Annotated in this window: 13 protein-coding genes and 1 pseudogene; 7 read left to right on the top strand and 7 right to left on the bottom strand. The window is 70.7% G+C overall.

The genetic code is table 11. The annotated features are described in order from the left end of the window. Positions 1–86: 86 nt before the first annotated feature. The 3 genes from OG385_RS14795 to OG385_RS14785 form a co-directional block, all read right to left on the bottom strand. Positions 87–2,837, bottom strand: coding sequence for a BTAD domain-containing putative transcriptional regulator (locus tag OG385_RS14795; RefSeq protein ID WP_266855135.1), 2,751 nt, complete (start codon positions 2,835–2,837; stop codon positions 87–89). A gap of 104 nt (positions 2,838–2,941) precedes the next feature. Then, complete coding sequence (locus OG385_RS14790; protein WP_266855134.1) at positions 2,942–3,163, bottom strand: DUF6458 family protein; 222 nt, start codon at positions 3,161–3,163, stop codon at positions 2,942–2,944. 128 nt (positions 3,164–3,291) lie between these two features. After that, the gene (locus OG385_RS14785) at positions 3,292–4,587 is read right to left on the bottom strand and encodes a M18 family aminopeptidase (protein WP_266855133.1); all 1,296 of its coding nucleotides are present in this window, start codon (positions 4,585–4,587) and stop codon (positions 3,292–3,294) included. A gap of 130 nt (positions 4,588–4,717) precedes the next feature. On the opposite strand from OG385_RS14785, the gene OG385_RS14780 reads away from it, so the two are divergent. Further along, the gene (locus OG385_RS14780; RefSeq protein WP_266855132.1) at positions 4,718–4,930 is read left to right on the top strand and encodes a hypothetical protein; all 213 of its coding nucleotides are present in this window, start codon (positions 4,718–4,720) and stop codon (positions 4,928–4,930) included. 36 nt (positions 4,931–4,966) lie between these two features. On the opposite strand, the gene OG385_RS14775 is transcribed toward OG385_RS14780, so the two are convergent. Further along, the gene (locus tag OG385_RS14775) at positions 4,967–6,793 is read right to left on the bottom strand and encodes an acyl-CoA dehydrogenase (RefSeq protein WP_266860860.1); all 1,827 of its coding nucleotides are present in this window, start codon (positions 6,791–6,793) and stop codon (positions 4,967–4,969) included. Positions 6,794–6,945: 152 nt separating this feature from the next. On the opposite strand from OG385_RS14775, the gene OG385_RS14770 reads away from it, so the two are divergent. The 3 genes from OG385_RS14770 (at position 6,946) to OG385_RS14760 (ending at position 9,727) form a co-directional block, all read left to right on the top strand. Beyond that, on the top strand, positions 6,946–7,401 hold the full coding sequence (locus OG385_RS14770) for an SseB family protein (protein ID WP_266855131.1): 456 nt from the start codon (positions 6,946–6,948) through the stop codon (positions 7,399–7,401). 150 nt (positions 7,402–7,551) lie between these two features. Then, complete coding sequence (locus tag OG385_RS14765; RefSeq protein ID WP_266855130.1) at positions 7,552–8,508, top strand: pirin family protein; 957 nt, start codon at positions 7,552–7,554, stop codon at positions 8,506–8,508. Positions 8,509–8,605: 97 nt separating this feature from the next. After that, positions 8,606–9,727, top strand: coding sequence for an AI-2E family transporter (locus OG385_RS14760; RefSeq protein ID WP_266855129.1), 1,122 nt, complete (start codon positions 8,606–8,608; stop codon positions 9,725–9,727). A gap of 422 nt (positions 9,728–10,149) precedes the next feature. Here the strand turns inward: OG385_RS14760 and OG385_RS14755 are convergent. Beyond that, a pseudogene (locus OG385_RS14755) lies at positions 10,150–12,255 on the bottom strand (SpoIIE family protein phosphatase); the annotation flags it as partial. Between the two features lie 170 nt (positions 12,256–12,425). Between OG385_RS14755 and aspS the strand changes: the two are divergent. The 3 genes from aspS (at position 12,426) to OG385_RS14740 (ending at position 16,168) form a co-directional block, all read left to right on the top strand. Beyond that, on the top strand, positions 12,426–14,219 hold the full coding sequence (aspS, locus tag OG385_RS14750) for an aspartate--tRNA ligase (protein WP_266855128.1): 1,794 nt from the start codon (positions 12,426–12,428) through the stop codon (positions 14,217–14,219). 484 nt (positions 14,220–14,703) lie between these two features. After that, entirely contained in the window at positions 14,704–15,516 is an 813-nt protein-coding gene (locus OG385_RS14745; RefSeq protein WP_266855127.1) for a L,D-transpeptidase family protein, read from the top strand. Positions 15,517–15,580: 64 nt separating this feature from the next. Further along, entirely contained in the window at positions 15,581–16,168 is a 588-nt protein-coding gene (locus OG385_RS14740; protein WP_266855126.1) for a Uma2 family endonuclease, read from the top strand. A gap of 68 nt (positions 16,169–16,236) precedes the next feature. On the opposite strand, the gene metG is transcribed toward OG385_RS14740, so the two are convergent. Continuing rightward, on the bottom strand, positions 16,237–17,850 hold the full coding sequence (metG, locus tag OG385_RS14735) for a methionine--tRNA ligase (RefSeq protein ID WP_266855125.1): 1,614 nt from the start codon (positions 17,848–17,850) through the stop codon (positions 16,237–16,239). Positions 17,851–17,954: 104 nt separating this feature from the next. Beyond that, complete coding sequence (locus OG385_RS14730; protein ID WP_266855124.1) at positions 17,955–19,754, bottom strand: VWA domain-containing protein; 1,800 nt, start codon at positions 19,752–19,754, stop codon at positions 17,955–17,957. Positions 19,755–19,812: the final 58 nt, after the last annotated feature.

The following is a 19,812-nucleotide window of genomic DNA, read 5'->3' as shown; positions in this document are numbered from 1 at the left end:
GTGTCCCTGGCAGCTCCGTCCGTGGCAGCTCCGTCCCCGGCAGCTCCAAGTCTCCGGCCACGCCCTGTCGTCCCGCTTGCGTATCGCTAACGCTTCGCTGACAGCTCCGCCAGCCGCTGCCGCGCCAGGACCGCACCGTCGAGGAAGCCCGCCGCCGCGGCCTCCCGCTCCGCCCGGCCCAGCTGCTCCGCCGCCTCGTCCGCCCGGCCCAGCGCGGCCAGCGCCGCGCCGTACGTGGTGCGCAGCTGGACCCGGCAGGCCGCCGCCTCGGGCGAGGTGGCGAGACCGAGCGCCCGTACCGCGTGCTCCCCGGCCACCGCGTACGCACCGGTGGTCAGGCAGTGGTCGGCCAGATGCTGGAGGGCGAGGATCTCGGTCGGCGGATGGTGCGCGCCGGTCGCCAGCGTCAGGGCGTACGAGAGGAGCTCACCGGCGCGTGCGCTGTCGGCCGCGCCGTCCTGCGCGCCGTCCAGGACGACCGCCAGATTGAGCAGGGCGATGGCCTCGCTGATCACGTCGCCCGCGCGCACCGCCAGCGCCGGAGCCTGCTCCAGATGGGCCAGGGCCTCGGTGTCCCGGCCCTCCCTGTGCAGCACCCAGCCGAGCAGGGCCAGCGCCCTGGCCTGCGCGTCGGCGTGGTCCTCGTGGCGGGCCGATATCAGTGCCTGCTCCAGGAGGGGCACCCAGCCGTCCCTGATCCGCCAGAGGATCAGCGGCCACTGGAGCAGCACCAGCCGCCAGGCCCGGTCGTGCAGCCCCGCGGCGGCCGCCGCCTCGACGGCGCCCCGCAGCGCGGCCCGCTCGGCCGCGTACCAGTCGAGCGCCGCCTCCCGGTCGGCGAACTCCCTTACCGCGGGCGGCCGCAGGGCGTCGGCGGGCAGTGTGCAGCAGGGCTGGCTGCCCGGTTCGGCCGCGGCCCCCGCGGCGAGCGCGGTGTGCAGATAGTGGTCGAGGAGGCGGCGCAGGCCGTCCGGCCCGGCTCCGGGCTCGGCTTCCGGTCCGGCTCCCGCCCCGGCTTTCGGGTCAGCCTCCGGCCCGGCTCCTGGCTCGGCCTCTGCCCCGGCCTCCGGGGCCGTCGTCGTGCGGGCGTAGAGGCGTACGAGGTCGTGCGCTGCGTAGCGGCCGCGCGGTGACTCGGTGACCAGGTGGGCGCAGGCCAGCAGGTCGAGGGCGGCCGCGGCCTGTGCGGGGGAGGTCCCGGCGAGCGCGCCCGCCGTGTAGCGGTCCAGGTCGGGGCCGGTGTGCAGGCCGAGACAGCGGAACATCCGGCCGGCCTTCGGGTGCAGCTGCTGCACGGTGAGGCGCAGGGACGCCGCGACGCCGGTGTCGTCGACGGCGAGCAGGCTCAACCGGTTCTGCTCGTCGGCCAGTTCACCGGCCATGGTGTCCAGCGTCCACTGCGGGCTGCCGGCCAGCCGGGCGGCGGTCACGCGCAGGGCGAGCGGAAGCCCGTCGCAGAGGGCGGCGATCCGGGCGGCGGCGGCCGGTTCCGCCGCGATCCGCTCCGCGCCCAGTACGGCCGAGAGGAGCGCGGCGGCGTCCGCCGCAGGCAGCTGCGCCAGGGGCACCGGGCGGGCCGCGTCGGACGCGACGAGACCGCCGAGCCGGTCGCGGCTGGTGACCAGGGTGACGCACTGGTCGCCGCCGGGCAGCAGCGGGCGCACCTGCTCGGAGTTGAGCGCGTTGTCCAAGACGACGAGCAGCCGCAGACCACTCGTCAGCGAGCGGTACAGCGCGCCCATCGACGCGGCCGTCTCCGGGATGCCCCGCACGGGCACACCCAGTGCGAGCAGGAACTCCCGCAGTACGGCGTGGGTTTCGGGTGCCGGGGTGTCGCTGAAGCCGCGCAGGTCGGCGAAGAGCCGCCCGTCGGGGAAGTCGTCGCGCCGCTCGTGCGCCCAGTGCACGGTCAGGGCCGTCTTGCCGACCCCGGCGGGGCCGGTCACCAGACAGACGGGGCCGTCGCCGGATGCCACCGCCCTGGCCAGGGCGGACCGTTCGTCGCCGCGCCCGGTGAATCCCCGGGGCGCCCGGGGCAGCAGATCCGGCACCCGCTCCGGCGCGGCAGGTGCGGCCGCCTGCGGCACCCGCGCCGGTTCCTTCGCCCGCAGGATCGCGGTGTAGGCACCGGTGAGGGTGGCCCCCGGGTCGACGCCCAGCTCGTCGGCGAGGAGCCTGCGGGTGCGGTGGTACCAGTCCAGTGCGTCGGACTGCCGCCCCGAGCGGCTGAGCGCGACCATCAGCGCGGCGGCCAGCGACTCCCGCAGCGGGTGGGTGACCGCCTCGGTCCGCAGGACGGCCGCAGCCCGCTCGTGCTCGCCGAGCTGCCCGTACGCGTCGGCGAGCGCCTCCACCGAGGCGAGCCGCAGCTCTTCCAGGGCGTGGGCGGCCGCTTCGAGCGGCGGGCTGGCGACCGTGCCGGTGAGCGCGGGCCCCCGCCACAGGGACAGGGCCTCGCGGAGCATGAGGACGGCGTCGGCGGGCCTGCGCTGCACGCGCGAGAGCGAGACCAGCTCGTCGAAGCGGTGCGCGTCGATGAGGGACTCCGGCGTCCGCAGGACGTAGGCGGAGCCCTGGGTGGCGAGTTCGACCCCGTACGCCTGGGCGCCGTGCGCGGTGAGCAGGGCGCGCAGCCGTGAGACATGGCCGTGCAGCACGGTCCTGGAGTGGGTGGGCGGCGCCTCGTCCCAGAGCGCGGCGGTCAACTGCTCCACGGACACCGCTGCGTTGGGCCGCAGCAGCAGGGTGGTCAGGACACCGGCCCGTTTGGCGGGGCCGAGGGAGAGGTCGCCGTTCTCCGTCGCCACGGCGACCGCTCCGAGCAGTCGGAACTCCACGGTGTGCCCACCCCGATCCTCGCTGTCCCGCGTCTCTCCCCGGGACAGCGAGGATACGTGGGCCGGGCCGGGCCTGGCCTGATCCAGATGGAAGGCCCCGGTCGTCAGCCCAGGTGGTGGTGGTCGTCCTCGACGACGGTGGTCGATGTCGGCACCGTCGGGCGGCGACGGCGCAGGACGCTGGTGTAGACCGCGATGCCGATGACACCGACGAGCATCATGATGATGCCGACCATGTCCAGGTTGACACCGTTCATGTGCCAGTTGGTCGCGAAGGTGAGGATGCCCCCCACCACGAGAAGGATGATGCAGCCGCCAAGGCCCATCGGTGTTCGCCTCCGAACTGTTGGGGCTGTTGGGTCCGTACAGGTCGCGTACCCGGGACCTGTACGGCCAATCAACGCAGCTTCGGAGCAACGGAATTCAGTGGGGAGCGGGGGCGGCGGCGCGGGGTTCAGCCCTCCAGGAACGCCGTCAGGGAGTTGGCGAGCAGATACGGGTCGTCGGCCCCGCACAGCTCGCGCGCGCTGTGCATGGAGAGGATCGCGACGCCGATGTCCACGGTGCTGATGCCGTGCCGGGCCGCGGTGATCGGGCCGATGGTCGTACCGCACGGCATGGAGTTGTTCGACACGAAGTGCTGCATGGGCACCCCCGCCTTCTCGCACGCGGCGGCGAACACCGCCCGGCCGCTGCCGTCCGTCGCGTACCGCATATTGACGTTGACCTTGAGGATCGGTCCGCCGTTGGCGCGCGGGTGGTGCGTCGGGTCGTGGCGCTCGCTGTAGTTGGGGTGTACGGCGTGACCGGTGTCGGACGAGAGGCAGACCGACCCGGCGAACGCGCGGGCCCGGTCCTCGTACGTGCCGCCGCGGGCCATGACGGAGCGCTCCAGGACGGTGCCGAGCAGCGGCCCGTCGGCGCCGGTGTCGGACTGGGAGCCGTTCTCCTCGTGGTCGAAGGCGGCCAGCACCGGGATGTGCGTCAGTTCGTTGTCGGAGGAAGCGACGGCGGCCAGCGCGGCGGTGGCGGCGTGCACGGAGAGCAGGTTGTCCATCCGGGGGCCCGCGACGAGTTCCCGGTCACGGCCCAGGTAGGAGGGCGCCTCGACGGGGCTCACCATGAGGTCCCAGCCGGTCACGTCGTCGGCCGCGACCCCGGCCTCATCGGCGACGAACCGCATCAGGTCGCCCTCGCGGACCTCCCCGAGGCCCCAGACCGGCTGCATGTGGCGCTGCTTGTCGAGCTTGAGTCCATCGGTGTGGACCGAGCGGTCCAGGTGGATGGCGAGCTGCGGTACGCGCAGCAGCGCCCGGTCCACGTCGACCAGCCGGTGGCTGCCGTCGCGCAGGGTGAGCCGTCCGGCGAGGCCCAGGTCCCGGTCGAGCCAGGTGTTGAGCAGGGTGCCGCCGTAGACCTCGACGGCCACCTGGCGCCAGCCGTCGCTGCCGCTGTCCGGGAGGGGCTTGACGCGCAGGTTCGGGGAGTCGGTGTGGGCGCCGACGATCCGGAACGGGGTGTGCGCCGCCGCGTTCTCCGGCACGTACCAGGCGATGATCGCCCCGCCCCGCAGCACGTATTTGCCGCCCGCGGACGCGTCCCAGGCGTCGGTCTCCGACACCTGCCTGAAGCCTGCCTTGTCCAGCCGCCCGGCGGCGTTCGCCACGGCGTGGTAGGGCGACGGGCTGGCCGTGAGGAAGGACATCAGGTCGTCGGTGTGGCCGCGGTCGAAGCGGGCGGATGTGCTCATGGCAGCCACCATAACGACCGCGGCGGCGGCCCCGCCCGCCGGAACGGAACGGGGCCGTGGGGCCGGTGGGCGCAGGGGACATGCGGGACGGATTCCGGCCGCTGTCAGTGGTGGGTGCGACTATCGGCGCATGGTCGAATACGGTGCCGACACCAGGGAGCCCGTGCTGCTGGGCGAGATCCTGCAGCATGTGCTGATCGCCGCAACTGCCCGCTCCCGCAAGCCCCCGCGCCCGGAGTGGACGCCCGCGAGAACACACAGCGGCGGCGCGCCCCCGGAGACCGGGGACCACGCCGCCGCTGGGCTGCCCAGAACGGCTCAGCCGGACCGCTGCTCGGCCTGACCTGCTCAGCGAGTACTGCTGCTCAGCCAGTACTGCTCAGAACGCAGCCTCGTCCAGGTCCATCAGCGAGGTGTCGACGGTCTCGGCGAGGGCGCGCTCCGCGCTCACGCCGGGCAGGACGTTGGCGGCGAAGAACTTCGCGGCCGCGATCTTGCCCTGGTAGAAGGCGACGTCCTTCGCGGAGGCGGTCGGCAGCTTCTCGGCGGCCACCGCCGCACCCTTGAGCAGCAGGTACGCGACGACGACATCGCCCGAAGCCAGCAGCAGGCGGGTGGTGTTGAGCCCCACCTTGTAGATGTTCTTGACGTCCTCGCCGGTCGAGGTCAGGTCGGTGATCATCGCGCCGACGATCGCCTCCAGGTCCACCGCGGCCTTGGCCAGCTGCTCACGGGCTCCGGTCAGCTCCTCGCCGCCGCTGCCGCCCGCGAGGAACTTCTTGATCTCCTCGGAGAGGGTGTTCAGCGCGGCGCCCTGGTCGCGGACGATCTTCCGGAAGAAGAAGTCCTGGCCCTGGATCGCCGTCGTGCCCTCGTAGAGGGTGTCGATCTTGGCGTCCCGGATGTACTGCTCGACCGGGTACTCCTGGAGGTAGCCGGAGCCGCCGAAGGTCTGGAGCGACTGGGCCAGCTGCTCGTACGACTTCTCCGAGCCGTATCCCTTCACGATCGGCAGCAGCAGGTCGTTGAGGCCGTGCAGCGCCTTGGCGTCCTCGCCCGCGGCTTCCTTCTCCTGGATCGCGTCCTGGACGGATGCCGTGTAGAGGACCAGGGTGCGCATGCCCTCGGCGTACGCCTTCTGCGTCATCAGCGAGCGGCGCACGTCGGGGTGGTGCGTGATGGTGACCTTCGGCGCGGACTTGTCCATGAACTGCGCGAGGTCGGGGCCCTGCACGCGCTCCTTGGCGTACTCCAGGGCGTTCAGGTAGCCGGTCGAGAGCGTCGCGATGGCCTTGGTGCCGACCATCATCCGGGCGAACTCGATGATGCGGAACATCTGGCGGATGCCCTCGTGCTTGTCACCGATCAGCCAGCCCTTGGCCGGGTGGCGGTCGCCGAACGTCATCTCGCAGGTGTTGGACGCCTTGAGGCCCATCTTGTGCTCGACGTTCGTCGCGTACACGCCGTTGCGCTCGCCCAGTTCGCCGGTGGTCCAGTCGAACTCGAACTTCGGCACCATGAAGAGCGAGAGGCCCTTGGTGCCGGGGCCCGCACCCTCGGGGCGCGCCAGCACGTAGTGGATGATGTTGTCGGACATGTCGTGCTCGCCCGAGGTGATGAAGCGCTTCACGCCCTCGATGTGCCAGGAGCCGTCGTCCTGCTGCACGGCCTTCGTCCGGCCGGCGCCCACGTCCGAGCCGGCGTCCGGCTCGGTGAGGACCATCGTGGAGCCCCACTGCTTCTCGACCGCGATCTCCGCGATCTTCTTCTGCTCCTCGGTGCCCTCCTCGAAGAGGATCCCGGCGAAGGCCGGACCGGAGGAGTACATCCAGATCGCCGGGTTCGCGCCGAGCAGCAGTTCCGCGTACGCCCAGATCAGGGAGCGCGGCGCGGTGGTGCCGCCGATCTCCTCGGGCAGGCCGAGACGCCAGTACTCGGACTCCATGAAGGCCTGGTAGGACTTCTTGAACGTGTCAGGCACGGGTGCCGTGTTGGTCTCCGGGTCGAAGACCGGCGGGTTGCGGTCGGCGTCGGCATAGGACTCGGCGAGCTCGTTCTCCGCGAGCCGGGCCACCTCGTCGAGGATGCTCTTCGCGGTGTCGACGTCCATCTCTGCGAACGGCCCGGCGCCGTACTGCTTGTCGCGGCCGAGGACCTCGAAGAGGTTGAACTCGATGTCGCGGAGATTCGACTTGTAGTGCCCCATGGCGACAGCCCTCTCGTAACGCGTACCTGTAACGAATACCAGCAAGTAGCTACGATGATGCTACCCGCCAGTAATAAGACGCAACCCCTATCGGGCAAGTGTGACGAGACCGCCCCTGCGGCGGGGCCCCTTTACTCAGTACTCTTGCGCGCATGTACGGCTACGACTCGAACCCGAACCAGGGCGCCCAGCAGCAGTACACCGCGCCGCAGCCCGGCTACGGTGACCAGCCGCTGTACCCCGAGCCGTCGCCGCCCTCGCTCGCCGACGGCGTGCGGGCCTTCACCACCGGTTCGATGGCCGCCGAGGACTTCCAGCAGATCTTCGCCACGTCGAAGGTCTACTGCCCGCGCGGCGACAACCCCGGATTCCTCGCCCTGCACAACACCCAGCAGCCGGTGATCCCCATGTTCACCTCGCTCAAGGAACTCCGCAGGTACGCCGGCAAGGAGTCCAAGTACTTCGTGATCACCGGCGCCGAGGTCATCGACCTGCTGCCCACCGGGTACGGCTTCGTCCTCGACATGGAGGGCGAGCACCGGATGGTCTTCGACGCGAAGGCCGTGGAGCAGATGGTCGACTTCGCGATGCGGCGGATGTACGGCTGAGGGCTCGTCGCACCCGGGGCGATCCGGTCAATCTCTGGCTTGAACCACGCTGAACCACGGGCTCCGGCCCGCTCCGGGAATGCGCATGGCTTGCTAGATGTTCACCATTCAACTACTTTGAATGCCGAGCATCCTGCCAGGAGGGCCGTCATGCCTGCCATCACCGTCGAGAATCCACTGACCCTGCCGCGCGTCCACGCGCCGGAGGGCGCCGTGCCGCGACCCGTGCTGGCGGTGACGACCGCGCCGGGTGGCTTCGAGGGTGAGGGGTTCCCGGTACGCCGCGCGTTCGCCGGGATCAACTACCAGTACCTCGACCCGTTCATCATGATGGACCAGATGGGCGAGGTGGAGTACGCACCCGGAGAGCCCAAGGGCACGCCCTGGCACCCGCACCGCGGCTTCGAGACCGTGACCTATCTGATCGACGGAACCTTCGTCCACCAGGACTCCAACGGCGGCGGCGGCACGATCAACGACGGCGACACCCAGTGGATGACGGCGGGCTCCGGCCTGCTGCACATCGAGGCGCCGCCGGAGTCGCTGGTCGTGAGCGGCGGGCTCTTCCACGGGCTCCAGCTCTGGGTGAACCTCCCGGCGAGCGACAAGATGATGGCCCCGCGCTACCAGGACATCGGCGGCGGCCAGGTCCAGCTGCTCACATCGGCCGACGGCGGTGCGCTGCTGCGGGTCATCGCGGGCGAGCTGGACGGCCACGACGGCCCCGGCATCACCCACACCCCGATCACCATGATCCACGCGACGGTACGGCCGGGCGCCGAGGTCACGCTGCCGTGGCGCGAGGACTTCAACGGCCTGGCGTACGTCATGGCCGGGCGCGGCTCCGTCGGTACGGACCGCCGCCCGGTCCGCACCGGCCAGACCGCCGTCTTCGGCACCGGCTCCTCGCTGACCGTCCGCGCGGACGAGGACCAGGACGCGAAGAGCCCGGACCTGGAGGTCGTCCTGCTGGGCGGGCGTCCGATACGGGAGCCGATGGCGCACTACGGGCCGTTCGTCATGAACAGCGAGGCCGAACTGAAGCAGGCCTTCGAGGACTTCCAGCGCGGCCGGCTGGGGACGGTGCCGGCGGTGCACGGGATGTAGTGCATGCGCGGGTTCTGGTTGGGGGGGCGATTCCCCCAACCACCCGCCCGGCCCCGGCGAACGAGCCGTCGCCGGGCTCCCGTGATCGGCTGGGGGCGTGCATACCCAGAAGCCGCTTCTCCCCGCCCACGCCCGCCGGCTGGCTGCCTGGTGTGTCGTCGCGCTGCTCGTCACGGGCGTGGCAGCGGTCGGGGTCTGGCTCTGTGTCACGCTCAAGACCGCCGTCACCCCCGTGATGCTCGCCCTGCTCGGTACGGCGCTCCTCGGCCCCGTCCACCGGTGGCTGGTCCGGATGCGGCTGAACAGGTCGCTCGCGGCCGGGCTCACCTGCGCCGTGCTCGTCGCCGTCGTCGGCGGGGCCGCGTACATCGTCATCACCGCGCTCATCGACACCGGCGACCAGATCGTGGCGTCGCTGAAGGACGCCGGGAAGTGGATCGCCGACCACTTCGGGGTGGCGACCGGCGACGGCATCACCAACATCGCCGACAACGCCAAGAGTCTGCTCGGCAAGTTCGGCGCGAACGCCGCCGGCGGGCTGCTCAACGGACTGAGCCTGATCGGCACGCTCATCGCGACCAGCGTGCTGGCGCTGCTGCTCACCTTCTTCTTCCTCCGCGACTCGGACCACGCCCGCGGGCTGGCGTACGCCATCGCTCCGGGCAAGGCCGGAGCCACCATCGAGGCCATGGCCCGCCGGGCTTTCGAGGCCGTCGAAGGGTTCATGCGCGGCACGACACTGATCGCGCTCATCGACGCCCTCTGCATCACGGTCGGGCTGCTGATCCTGGGGGTGCCGGGTGCGGTCGGGCTCGGTGCGCTGGTGTTCGTCGGGGCCTACATCCCGTACCTCGGCGCGTTCATCTCCGGTGCTGTCGCCGTGCTGGTGGCCCTCGCCGACCGGGGGTTCGCGATCGCGCTCTGGGCGCTGGGCGTGGTGCTGCTGGTGCAGGTGCTGGAGGGGCATGTGCTTCAGCCGGTGATCCAGAGCCGTACGGTCCAGATGCACCCGGCGATGGTGATGATCTCGCTGACGGCCGGTGCGAGCATCGCGGGGCTCCTCGGGATGCTGCTCGCCGTGCCGGTGGCGGCTGCGGCCTTCGGGGTGATCGGCGAACTGCGGAAGCGCTACCCGCCGGAGTCGGACCCGGAGTCGGACCCGGACCCGGGAGCCGGCCCCGGTCCTGCGCCCGGCCCGGCACCCGACGGGGACGCGTGAGCCGATCCGGACTCCGTTCCCGGCGGGATGTCTCCCGGCCGGTCCCCACTCCGTGTGCCGTCACCCGGGCTGTCACTCCGCGGGCTGTCATTCCGCGCGCCGTCACTCCGCGGGCTGTCATTCCGCGCGCCGTCACCCTGCGCGCTGTCATTCCGTGTTCCGTCACCCGGGCTGTCACTCCGCGGGCTGTCATTCCGCGCGCCGTCACTCCGCGGGCTGTCATTCCGCGCGCCGTCACCCTGCGCGCTGTCATTCCGTGTTCCGTCACCCTGCGCGCCATCGGCCTGCGGGCCGTCCGGCTCCAGCAGCTCGTCCGGTGCGAGGTCGGCCAGGAAGTCGGACAGCAGATCGGACGACGGCCCCTCGGCGTCGTCGCCCGGCTCGCCGGACCCGGCGGATCGGTCCTTCGATCCGCCGCGTGACTCGTAGAGTTCGAACCAGATCGACTTGCCGGAGCCCCGCGGATCCACTCCCCACATGTCCGCGAGCATCTCCATCAGCAGCAGCCCGCGCCCCGACGAGGCCATCTCGCCCGGGCGCCGCTTGTGCGGCAGTTCGTCGCTGTCGTCGGAGACCTCGACCCGCAGCCGCCGGCTGCCGGGCTCACCGGTGACGTCCGCGGTCAGCGTCGCGTCGCCGTCGGTGTGGATGAGGACGTTCGTCGCCATCTCGGAGACCATCAGCGCGGCCGAGTCGACCTGTTCGCTGTCCGCCCAGTCGTGCAGCAGCTGCCGCAGCTGGCTGCGGGCCGCCGAGACGCGCTCCGGCTGGGCCTGCGCGATCGCCAGGGCGATGTGCCGGGTGGCGCCCGCCCGTACGGGCTCGCCCGCGCGGGACATCAGCAGGACGGCGATGTCGTCCTCGCGGCGGTCGGAGAACGGCCCGGTGTGATGGTGCTCCGGCGGACCGTGCGCGGCCTGCACCAGTGCGTCGGCGAGGATTTCCAGATTGTCCCCGGTGTGCCGTTCCAGGGTTTCGCGGATCCGCTCCCAGCCCGTGTCGAGATCGTGGCCGCCGGTCTCTATGAGCCCGTCCGTGCACATCATCAGCGTCTCGCCGGGCTGGAGCACCAGCCGGGTCGTCGGGTAGTCGGTGTCCGGATGGATACCCAGTGGCAGCCCGCCCTCCGCGGGCCGCATCAGCACCGTGCCGTCGGTCGTGCGCACCGTCGGGTCGGGGTGGCCCGCGCGGGCCACGTCGAGCGTGCCGGTGGCCGGGTCGACCTCGATGTACAGACAGGTCGCGAAGCGTGGGGTGGGCGGCTCGTCGGAGTCGCGCTGGTCGTAGGTGTCCGTGAGGCCGTACAGGAACCGGGAGGCCCGGGAGAGCACGGCGTCGGGCGGATGGCCCTCGGCCGCGTACGCGCGCAGGGCGATCCGCAGCTGGCCCATCATCCCGGCGGCCCGTACGTCATGGCCCTGGACGTCGCCGATCACCAGCGCCACCCGGCCGCCGCCCTTGCCGTTCTCCTGTGCGGTGCTCCCCGGCAGCGCGATCACGTCGTACCAGTCGCCGCCGACCTGGAGCCCGCCGCCGGTCGGTACATAGCGTGCGGCGACCGTCATCCCCGGGATACGGGGGCCCAGCATCGGCAGCATCGAACGCTGGAGCCCGAGCGACAGCTCACGCTCGTTGTCGGCGACCCCGGCGCGGGCGAGGGCCTGCGCCAGCATCCGGGCGACCGTCGTCAGCACCGAGCGTTCGTCGGGCGAGAAGCTGACCGGGTAGGCGAAGGCCGCCATCCAGGCGCCGATCGTCACCCCCGCGTCGACCAGCGGGACGAACGCCCAGGACTGCCGGTTGAGGGGTGCCACGGCGGGCCAGAACCGGGGGTAGCGCTCCCGGTAGGTGGCGGGCGTCGGCAGATAGATGGCCCGCCCCGTCCTGGCGACCTCGGCGGCGGGATATTCCGTCTCCGTGCTCATCGGGAATTCGGCCATCAGGCTGTCCTGGCCGGGGTTGTGACCGTGGTGACCGATGACCGTCAGCCAGTCGCCGGTGATCCCGAAGACCGCGAGGCCGTCCGGCTCGAACCCCGGCATGGAGAGCGAGGCGGCGACCCGCAGCACCTCCTCGGTGGACCTGGCCTCGGCGAGCGCGCGTCCCGCGTCCAGCAGGAACGCCTCGCGGGAGCGGCGCCAGTCACCGGTGATCGGGGTGTGGACCGCGTCGCCGGGCTGCGGCTCCGCCACCTCCTGCAGAGTGCCGACGAGGATATAGCCGTGCGGGCTGATCACCGGCTTGGAGCGGCTGCGTACGGTACGCAGCACCCGGCCCGTCTCGTCGACGATGCGCAGCCGGGCCTCGGCGAGGGTGTCCTCGGCGACCGCCAGATTCACCGTCCCGTTGACCTCGTTCCAGTCGACGGGGTGGAAGCGGGAGCGGGCAGCGGCCTCGGACAGGGCGGTCGCTTCGGCGGGCAGACCGAGGAGCCGGGCGGCTTCAGCGTCGAGTGTGACGATCCCGGCGGTGTTGTCCCATCGCCACAGGCCGGTCGCGATGGCGGCCAGGACGTCCTCGGTGCGCATTGACCCACTTTAAGAAGGTGGGACCGGCAGCCGCCACACAGGGTGCGTCCATGCGGCCGTTCCCGGGCCGCGGGCCCGGGCCGATAAAGGCGTAAAGGCACGGTGTGCCCGGCGGTACCCTGGTGCGAAGTACACCCTTCCCGCCTGTCTCGCGAAGAACTGGATGAACGATGCATCGGTACAGGTCCCACACGTGCGGTGAACTGCGCGCCTCTGACGTCGGCTCCGATGTCCGGCTGAGCGGCTGGCTGCACAATCGCCGAGACCTGGGCGGCATCCTCTTCATCGATCTGCGCGACCACTACGGCATCACGCAGCTCGTCGCCCGCCCCGGCACCCCCGCCAACGAGGCGCTCTCCAAGGTCACCAAGGAGACGGTCGTCCGTATCGACGGCAAGGTCTCCGCACGCGGCACCGAGAACGTCAACGAGGAACTGCCGACCGGCGAGGTCGAGATCGAGGTCGGCGCGGTCGAGGTGCTCGGCGCCGCCGCCCCGCTCCCCTTCACCATCAACGCCGAGGACGGCGTCAACGAGGAGCGGCGACTGGAGTACCGCTTCCTCGACCTGCGCCGCGAGCGGATGCACCGCAACATCATGCTGCGCTCCTCGGTGATCGCCTCGATCCGCTCGAAGATGGTCGCGCTCGGCTTCAACGAGATGGCGACCCCGATCCTCACCGCGACCTCCCCCGAGGGCGCCCGTGACTTCGTGGTGCCGTCCCGGCTCAACCCGGGTAAGTTCTACGCGCTCCCGCAGGCCCCGCAGCAGTTCAAGCAGCTGCTGATGATCTCGGGCTTCGACCGCTACTTCCAGATCGCGCCCTGCTTCCGCGACGAGGACGCCCGCGCGGACCGCTCGCCGGGTGAGTTCTACCAGCTCGACGTCGAGATGAGCTTCGTCGAGCAGGAGGACGTCTTCCGCCCGATCGAGAAGCTGATGACCGAACTCTTCGAGGAGTTCGGCAACGGCCGCCACGTCACCTCGCCGTTCCCGCGCATCCCGTTCCGCGAGTCGATGCTGAAGTACGGCAACGACAAGCCCGACCTGCGCGCCCGGCTCGAACTCGTCGATGTCTCCGACGTCTTCGCCGACTCCGGCTTCAAGGCGTTCGCGGGCAAGCACGTCCGCGCGCTGCCCGTCCCGGACACGGCGGGCCAGTCCCGCAAGTTCTTCGACGGACTCGGTGCGTACGCCGTCGAGCAGGGCGCCAAGGGTCTGGCCTGGGTGCGCGTCGGCGACGACGGCGCGATCGCCGGACCGATCGCCAAGTTCCTCTCCGAGGGCGACATCACGGCGCTCACCGAGCGCCTGGAGCTCAAGCCCGGCCACGCGGTCTTCTTCGGCGCGGGCGAGTTCGACGAGGTCTCCAAGATCATGTCCGGGGTCCGAGTGGAGGCGGCCAAGCGCGCCGGCCACTTCGAGGAGGACGTGTTCCGGTTCTGCTGGATCGTCGACTTCCCGATGTACGAGAGGGACGAGGAGACCGGCAAGATCGACTTCTCGCACAACCCCTTCTCGATGCCCCAGGGCGGCTACGCAGACCTGGAGGAGAAGGACCCGCTCGCCATCCTGGCGTACCAGTACGACATCGTCTGCAACGGCATCGAGCTCTCCTCGGGCGCCATCCGTAACCACGAGCCCGAGCTGATGCTCAAGGCGTTCGAGATCGCCGGCTACGACCGGGAGACCGTGGAGCACGAGTTCGCCGGAATGCTGCGCGCCTTCCGCCTCGGCGCCCCGCCGCACGGCGGCATCGCCCCGGGTGTGGACCGCATCGTGATGCTGCTCGCCGACGAGCCGAACATCCGCGAGACGATCGCGTTCCCGCTCAACGGCAACGCGCAGGACCTGATGATGGGCGCGCCAACGGTGCTCGACGAGACCCGGCTGCGCGAGCTGAACATCCAGCTGCGCAAGCCCGTGGCCCCGGTCAAGGACAAGCAGGACAAGCAGGAGAAGTAGCGCCTGCCGGTTTCACGTGAAACAGCGCAACAGCCCCCGGTCGACCGACCGGGGGCTGTTCTGTGCCGTCAGTTTCCTTCTCCGACACGGCAACCCGCCGGTGTCCTCTCTCGTCTCACAGGCGTGGGCGGCCGAATTGGGCTGCACGGGACGGACCAGTACGACGTACTGATCGGCGTGCCGGTCGGGACCGGGGCCAATGACGGGGGCAATCTGATTCTGGCAAGTCTGTGGGTGCGCGGCGACGCGCCACGGCTTGCCCCGGTCGTACGGCTTGCCCTGGACGGGACGCAATGCGCGACAACGGTGTCGAAACCGCCATCGAACGTCACACCAACTTCCACAAAGGGGCCAACCCCGGGGGGAACCTCGCACGGTTCCTCGAAATGAACGACGCCTACGGCACCCACCAGTCGTTAACGGCGTGCACCCGATGTGATCCGACGTGACCCGACGTACCCGACGTGAAATGAAAGGCTCGTACATGTCTCTTCGCCGACTTCCCAGAGGTGCGCTCGTCGCGACCGCCCTGGTCACCGGTGGGTTGGTGCTCTCCGGGTGTTCGGGGTTCCCGGGACACACGGCAGTCCCGGCCCGGGCGGTCGAGGACAACAGCGGTCACGGCGGGCCGCCCGGGGCGGCCGCAGCGCCCGCGACGCCCGCGGCCCACCCGCAGCTCCGCCGGGCCGCGGAGCTTCAGGAGGTCAAGGAGATCCCCGCGCTCGGCCCCAAGACCCTGGCCAAGATCCCGCAGTCCGCCCGGCAGGCCGTCGTCGTCACCGGCGACGCAGCGGACTCCAGCAGTTCCACCGTCCTCCTCTACGTGCGCGACCCGGCCAAGGGCTGGGAGCCGGTCTCCGACCCGTGGCCCGCTCACAACGCCCTGCACGGCTGGACCGAGGAGCACTACCAGGGCGATCTCCACTCACCCGCCGGGGTCTTCGGCCTGACCGACGCGGGCGGCCGCAAGGCGGACCCCGGCACCCGCCTGCCGTACGACCACGGGTCCTCCTTCGTCGCCGCGGGCACCGGCTTCGACGGGGAGTCCCTGGCGGGCGCCTTCGACTACGTGGTGGCGATCAACTACAACCACAAGCCGGGCACCACCCCGCTCGACTGGACCCGCCCGATGGGCGCGGACCGGGGCGGCGGCGTCTGGTTCCACGTCGACCACGGCGGCCCCACACACGGCTGCGTCTCCCTGCCGGAGGACCGGATGAAGGAGCTGCTGCGCTGGCTGGACCCGAAGAAGGACCCCGTGGTCGCCATGGGGGACGCCTCGATGCTGGGGGAGTGAAGCCGCGCGGGGGCGGTGTGGCGCCCCGTAGGCTGGACAGTCACCTGCCCCTGAGAAGACCGTGGTGAGCGTCGTGGAAGAGCGGTACACCGTCCTGACCCAGGAAGTGTTCGAGGAACTGGCCCGGCATGCCATACGAACCGACGAAGCGGTGCGTCTGGAGTTCGTGAACGGGAAGTTGGGGGTCAAAGCTGTGCCGGACGGGGACCACGGGCGGATCATCGAATGGCTGACACGCCTGTGCATGCAGGCCGACCCGGGGCTGTGGCTCTACCCGGAACAGGGTCTGCGGGTAGAGACCTATCGCAAGGGCAACGCCCGCCCCGATGGAGCTCTCGCCCCCAGCGGCACGTTCGTCGGCCAGGGTGAGTGGGCCGGCGCGGACGGTGTGCTGATGGTGGTCGAGGTCACCTCGAACGACGCCGACACCGACCACCGGGACCGGGTGGAGAAGCCGCGTGCCTACGCCGAGACCGGGATCCCTGTCTATCTGCTGATCGACCGCGACGCGGGCGAGGTCAAGGTCCACTCGCTGCCGGACGGTGTGCGGTACGAGCAGGTGGCCACGGTCCCGTTCGGGAAGAGCGTCGAGCTGCCCGCTCCGGTCGGGATCGAGCTGGACACGGCGCCGTTGACGGCCTGGGTGCGCTGACCCACGGCGCAGAAGGAGGGCCCGGAACCGATGGCGGTTCCGGGCCCTCCTTCTGTCGCTCGGTCCGGCTACGCCGGCTTCTCCTCCAGGCGCGGGAACAGCACCGCGCCCTTCGTCACCGTCGCGCCGGCCGGGAGCTGCCCCCAGACGCCCGACTCCTGGAGCTTCTGGTCGGCCAGCGCGCCGAGGCCCGCCTCGGCGCCCAGCGAATCCCACAGGCTCTGCGAGGTCTCCGGCATCACCGCGTTGAGCAGGACCGCGACACCGCGCAGCGACTCGGCCGCCGTGTAGAGGATGGTCGCGAGGCGGGCCCGGCCCTCCGGCGACTCGTCCTTGGCGACCTTCCACGGCTCCTGCTCCGTGATGTAGCCGTTGACCTGCTTCACGAAGTCGAAGACCGCCAGGATGCCGCCCTGGAAGTCCAGCTCCTCGCCGATCAGCCGGTCGGACTCGGTGACCGCCTTGGCCAGACCCTCCTGGACGGCCTGCTCGGCAGCGCCCGGGGCCTCAGCGGCCGGCAGGGTTCCGCCGTAGTACTTGCCGACCATCGCGGCCACGCGCGAGGCGAGGTTGCCGTAGTCGTTCGCCAGCTCGGAGGTGTAGCGGGCGGAGAAGTCCTCCCAGGAGAACGATCCGTCGCTGCCGAAGGCGATGGCCCGCAGGAAGTACCAGCGGTAGGCGTCCACGCCGAAGTGCGAGGTCAGATCCTGCGGCTTGATGCCGGTCAGGTTCGACTTCGACATCTTCTCGCCGCCGACCATCAGCCAGCCGTTCGCCGCGACCCTGCCGGGCACCGGCAGGCCCTGGGCCATCAGCATCGCGGGCCAGATCACCGCGTGGAAGCGCAGGATGTCCTTGCCGACCAGGTGCACGTCGGCCGGGAACGTCTCGTCGAACTTCTGCTGGTTCGCGCCGTAGCCGACGGCCGTGGCGTAGTTGAGGAGCGCGTCCACCCAGACGTAGATGACGTGCTTCTCGTCCCACGGCACCGGGACGCCCCAGTCGAAGGTCGAGCGTGAGATGGACAGGTCCTGAAGCCCCTGCCGTACGAAGTTCACGACCTCGTTGCGCGCCGACTCGGGCTGGATGAAGCCCGGGTTGGCCTCGTAGAACTCCAGCAGCTTCGGGCCGTACTCGCTCAGCTTGAAGAAGTAGTTCTCCTCCTTGAGGATCTCCACCGGCTTCTTGTGGATCGGGCACAGCTTCTGACCGGGGAAGTCGGGCTCGCCCTCGATCAGGTCGCCGGGGAGCTTGTACTCCTCGCAGCCCACGCAGTACGGGCCTTCGTACCCGCCCTTGTAGATCTCGTCCTTGTCGAACAGGTCCTGCACGAACTCCTGCACACGGTCCGTGTGCCGCTTCTCCGTCGTCCGGATGAAGTCGTCATTCGCGATGTTCAGATGCTCCCAGAGGGGCTTCCAGGACTCCTCGACGAGCTTGTCGCACCACTCCTGCGGTGTGACGTTGTTCGCCTCGGCCGTGCGCATGATCTTCTGACCGTGCTCGTCCGTGCCGGTGAGGTACCACACCTTCTCGCCGCGCTGACGGTGCCAGCGCGTGAGCACGTCCCCTGCAACGGTCGTGTAGGCGTGGCCCAGGTGAGGAGCGTCGTTGACGTAGTAAATGGGGGTCGATACGTAGTACGCGTTCGTCCCCTGCTTCTCAGATCCAGTGGCCGCCATGGTCGAAATCCTAACTTCCTCACGGCGGGCCTCCGACCGGATTATGCGCCGGGCCCCCGTCCACGTGGACGGGGGCCCGGTCGGCAGGACGGTGCTGTCCGGTGTCAGCTGCGCGCCGCCAGCCAGGCCGGGAAGGCCGCGAGCAGCTGCTCGTACACCTCGGAGTCGGCCAGCTCGCGCGGTGTGGGTCCCGCGTGGAAGAACGCGGCGTGCGGGACGTCCAGCTTCCGCAGGAAGTCGAACGCCTTCGACTCGTGGTCGCCGAAGGCCACGAACTGCCAGAACAGCGGCTTGTCCGCGACCTCGGCGATGGCCTGCTTGGCCACGACCTTGGCGTCCGGGGCGCCGTCCGTCTGGAAGATCACCAGGGCCGGGGCGGTGGGGTCGGCGGACTTCTCGTGCAGAGCCGCGACCTCTTCGACGGCCCGGTGGTAGCTGGTGCGGCCCAGCCGTCCGAGTCCGGCGTGCAGCTCGTCGACGCGGCCTTCGTACGCGTCGAGCGTCAGCTCTCCGGTGCCGTCGATGTCCGTCGAGAAGAAGACGACGCGGACGGTGGCCTGCTCGTCGAGGTGCGCGGCGAGGGCGAGGGTCTGCTCGCCGAGGGCCTGCGCGCTGCCGTCCTTGTAGTACGGCCGCATGGAACCCGACCGGTCGAGCACGAGATAGACGGCCGCCCTGGCGCCGGTCAGTCCGGCCTTGCCGATCTCGGCACCGGCGGCCTGGTAGGCGCTGGCGAGCTGGGGCGCGCGGGTCGTGAGGTCGGCGGGGGCGGGGGAGGGTGTGGCGGTCGCCGCCGGGGACACGGGTGCGGCCGGCTCGGTTGCCTCGTCCGCCTCGGCCGCCTCGGGGTCTGTTTCGGCCGGTGCTTCTGTCGCTGCCTCTGCGGCTGCTTCCGGCTCGGCCTCGGCGGTCGCGGGCTCGGTCACGGCCGGTTCGGGCGTCGCGTCGGCGGTGACCGGCTCGGCCTCGGCGGTCGCGGGTTCCGTCACGGCCGGTTCGGGCTCGGCGATGGTGACCGGCTCCGCCGTCGGCTCTGCGGCCTTCGCCTCGGACTCGGTCCCGGCCTTCGCCTCTGTACCGGCCGTCTCGGCCGTCTCGGCCGTGTCAGCCTCGGACTCAACAGCCTCAGCCTTCTCAGCCTCAGCCTTCTCAGCCTCGGCCTTCTCCGGCTCAACAGCCTCAGGCTCAGGGGCATCCGCCTCAACAGCCTTCGCCTCGGCGGCAACCGGCTCCGATTCGGCAGCGGCTTCCGGCTCCGCGGCGACGGGCTCAGGCTCGCCCGCGACCGCCTCCGCCTCGACCGCCGGTACCTCGACCGCCTCCGCCTCAACAGCCTCCGCCTCAGCGGCGACTGGTGCGTCCTCGGAGGCGGCCGGAGCGGGCTCCTGCTCGGCCTTCGGCTCAAGCTCGGGCTCCGGCTTGGGCTTCCGTTCCGGTGCGGCCTCGTCCGACGCCTTCCCCTGGGCCGGGACAGTCGGCTCCGCCGGCCTCCGCTTCGGGTTGTCGAAGGCCTCCGCCACCAGGTCGGACGCGATCCCGGACCTGCGGGCCGGCTTCGGGGCCGGCTTCTCGGCAGCGGGGACGGCGGTCGACGCCTTGTCGGCCTGGGCGGGCAGCGACACCGTGCGGGGCTTCTCCGACGACGTGCCCGCGGATGACACCCGTTCCGACGACACCGTTTCCGATGACACCGCTTCCGACGACGCCTTCTCCGGTGCCGAGTCCGACGATGTCACCTCCGGCGAGGACCCCGCAGAGGTCGTTGCCGCCGTCCCGGTGTGGGCCGCCTTCGCGGGCGTCGTCGTACGCTCGGCCTGCGCCGGAACGGTAGTGGCCGCCGACGGCTCACCGGACTCCACGCGGTCGCGTCCAAACACCTTGCGCAGCAAGCTCCGAATGCCCATGGGCGAGACCTTTCGCAATGATTCGCAATGAGTCGAGTACGAGACAAGTCCGCGCCGA

Source organism: Streptomyces sp. NBC_01306 (genome assembly GCF_026340465.1).
Taxonomy (GTDB): domain Bacteria; phylum Actinomycetota; class Actinomycetes; order Streptomycetales; family Streptomycetaceae; genus Streptomyces.
The sequence above is the reverse complement of the archived record's forward strand: the minus strand, read 5'-3'. Positions and strand labels throughout refer to the sequence as shown.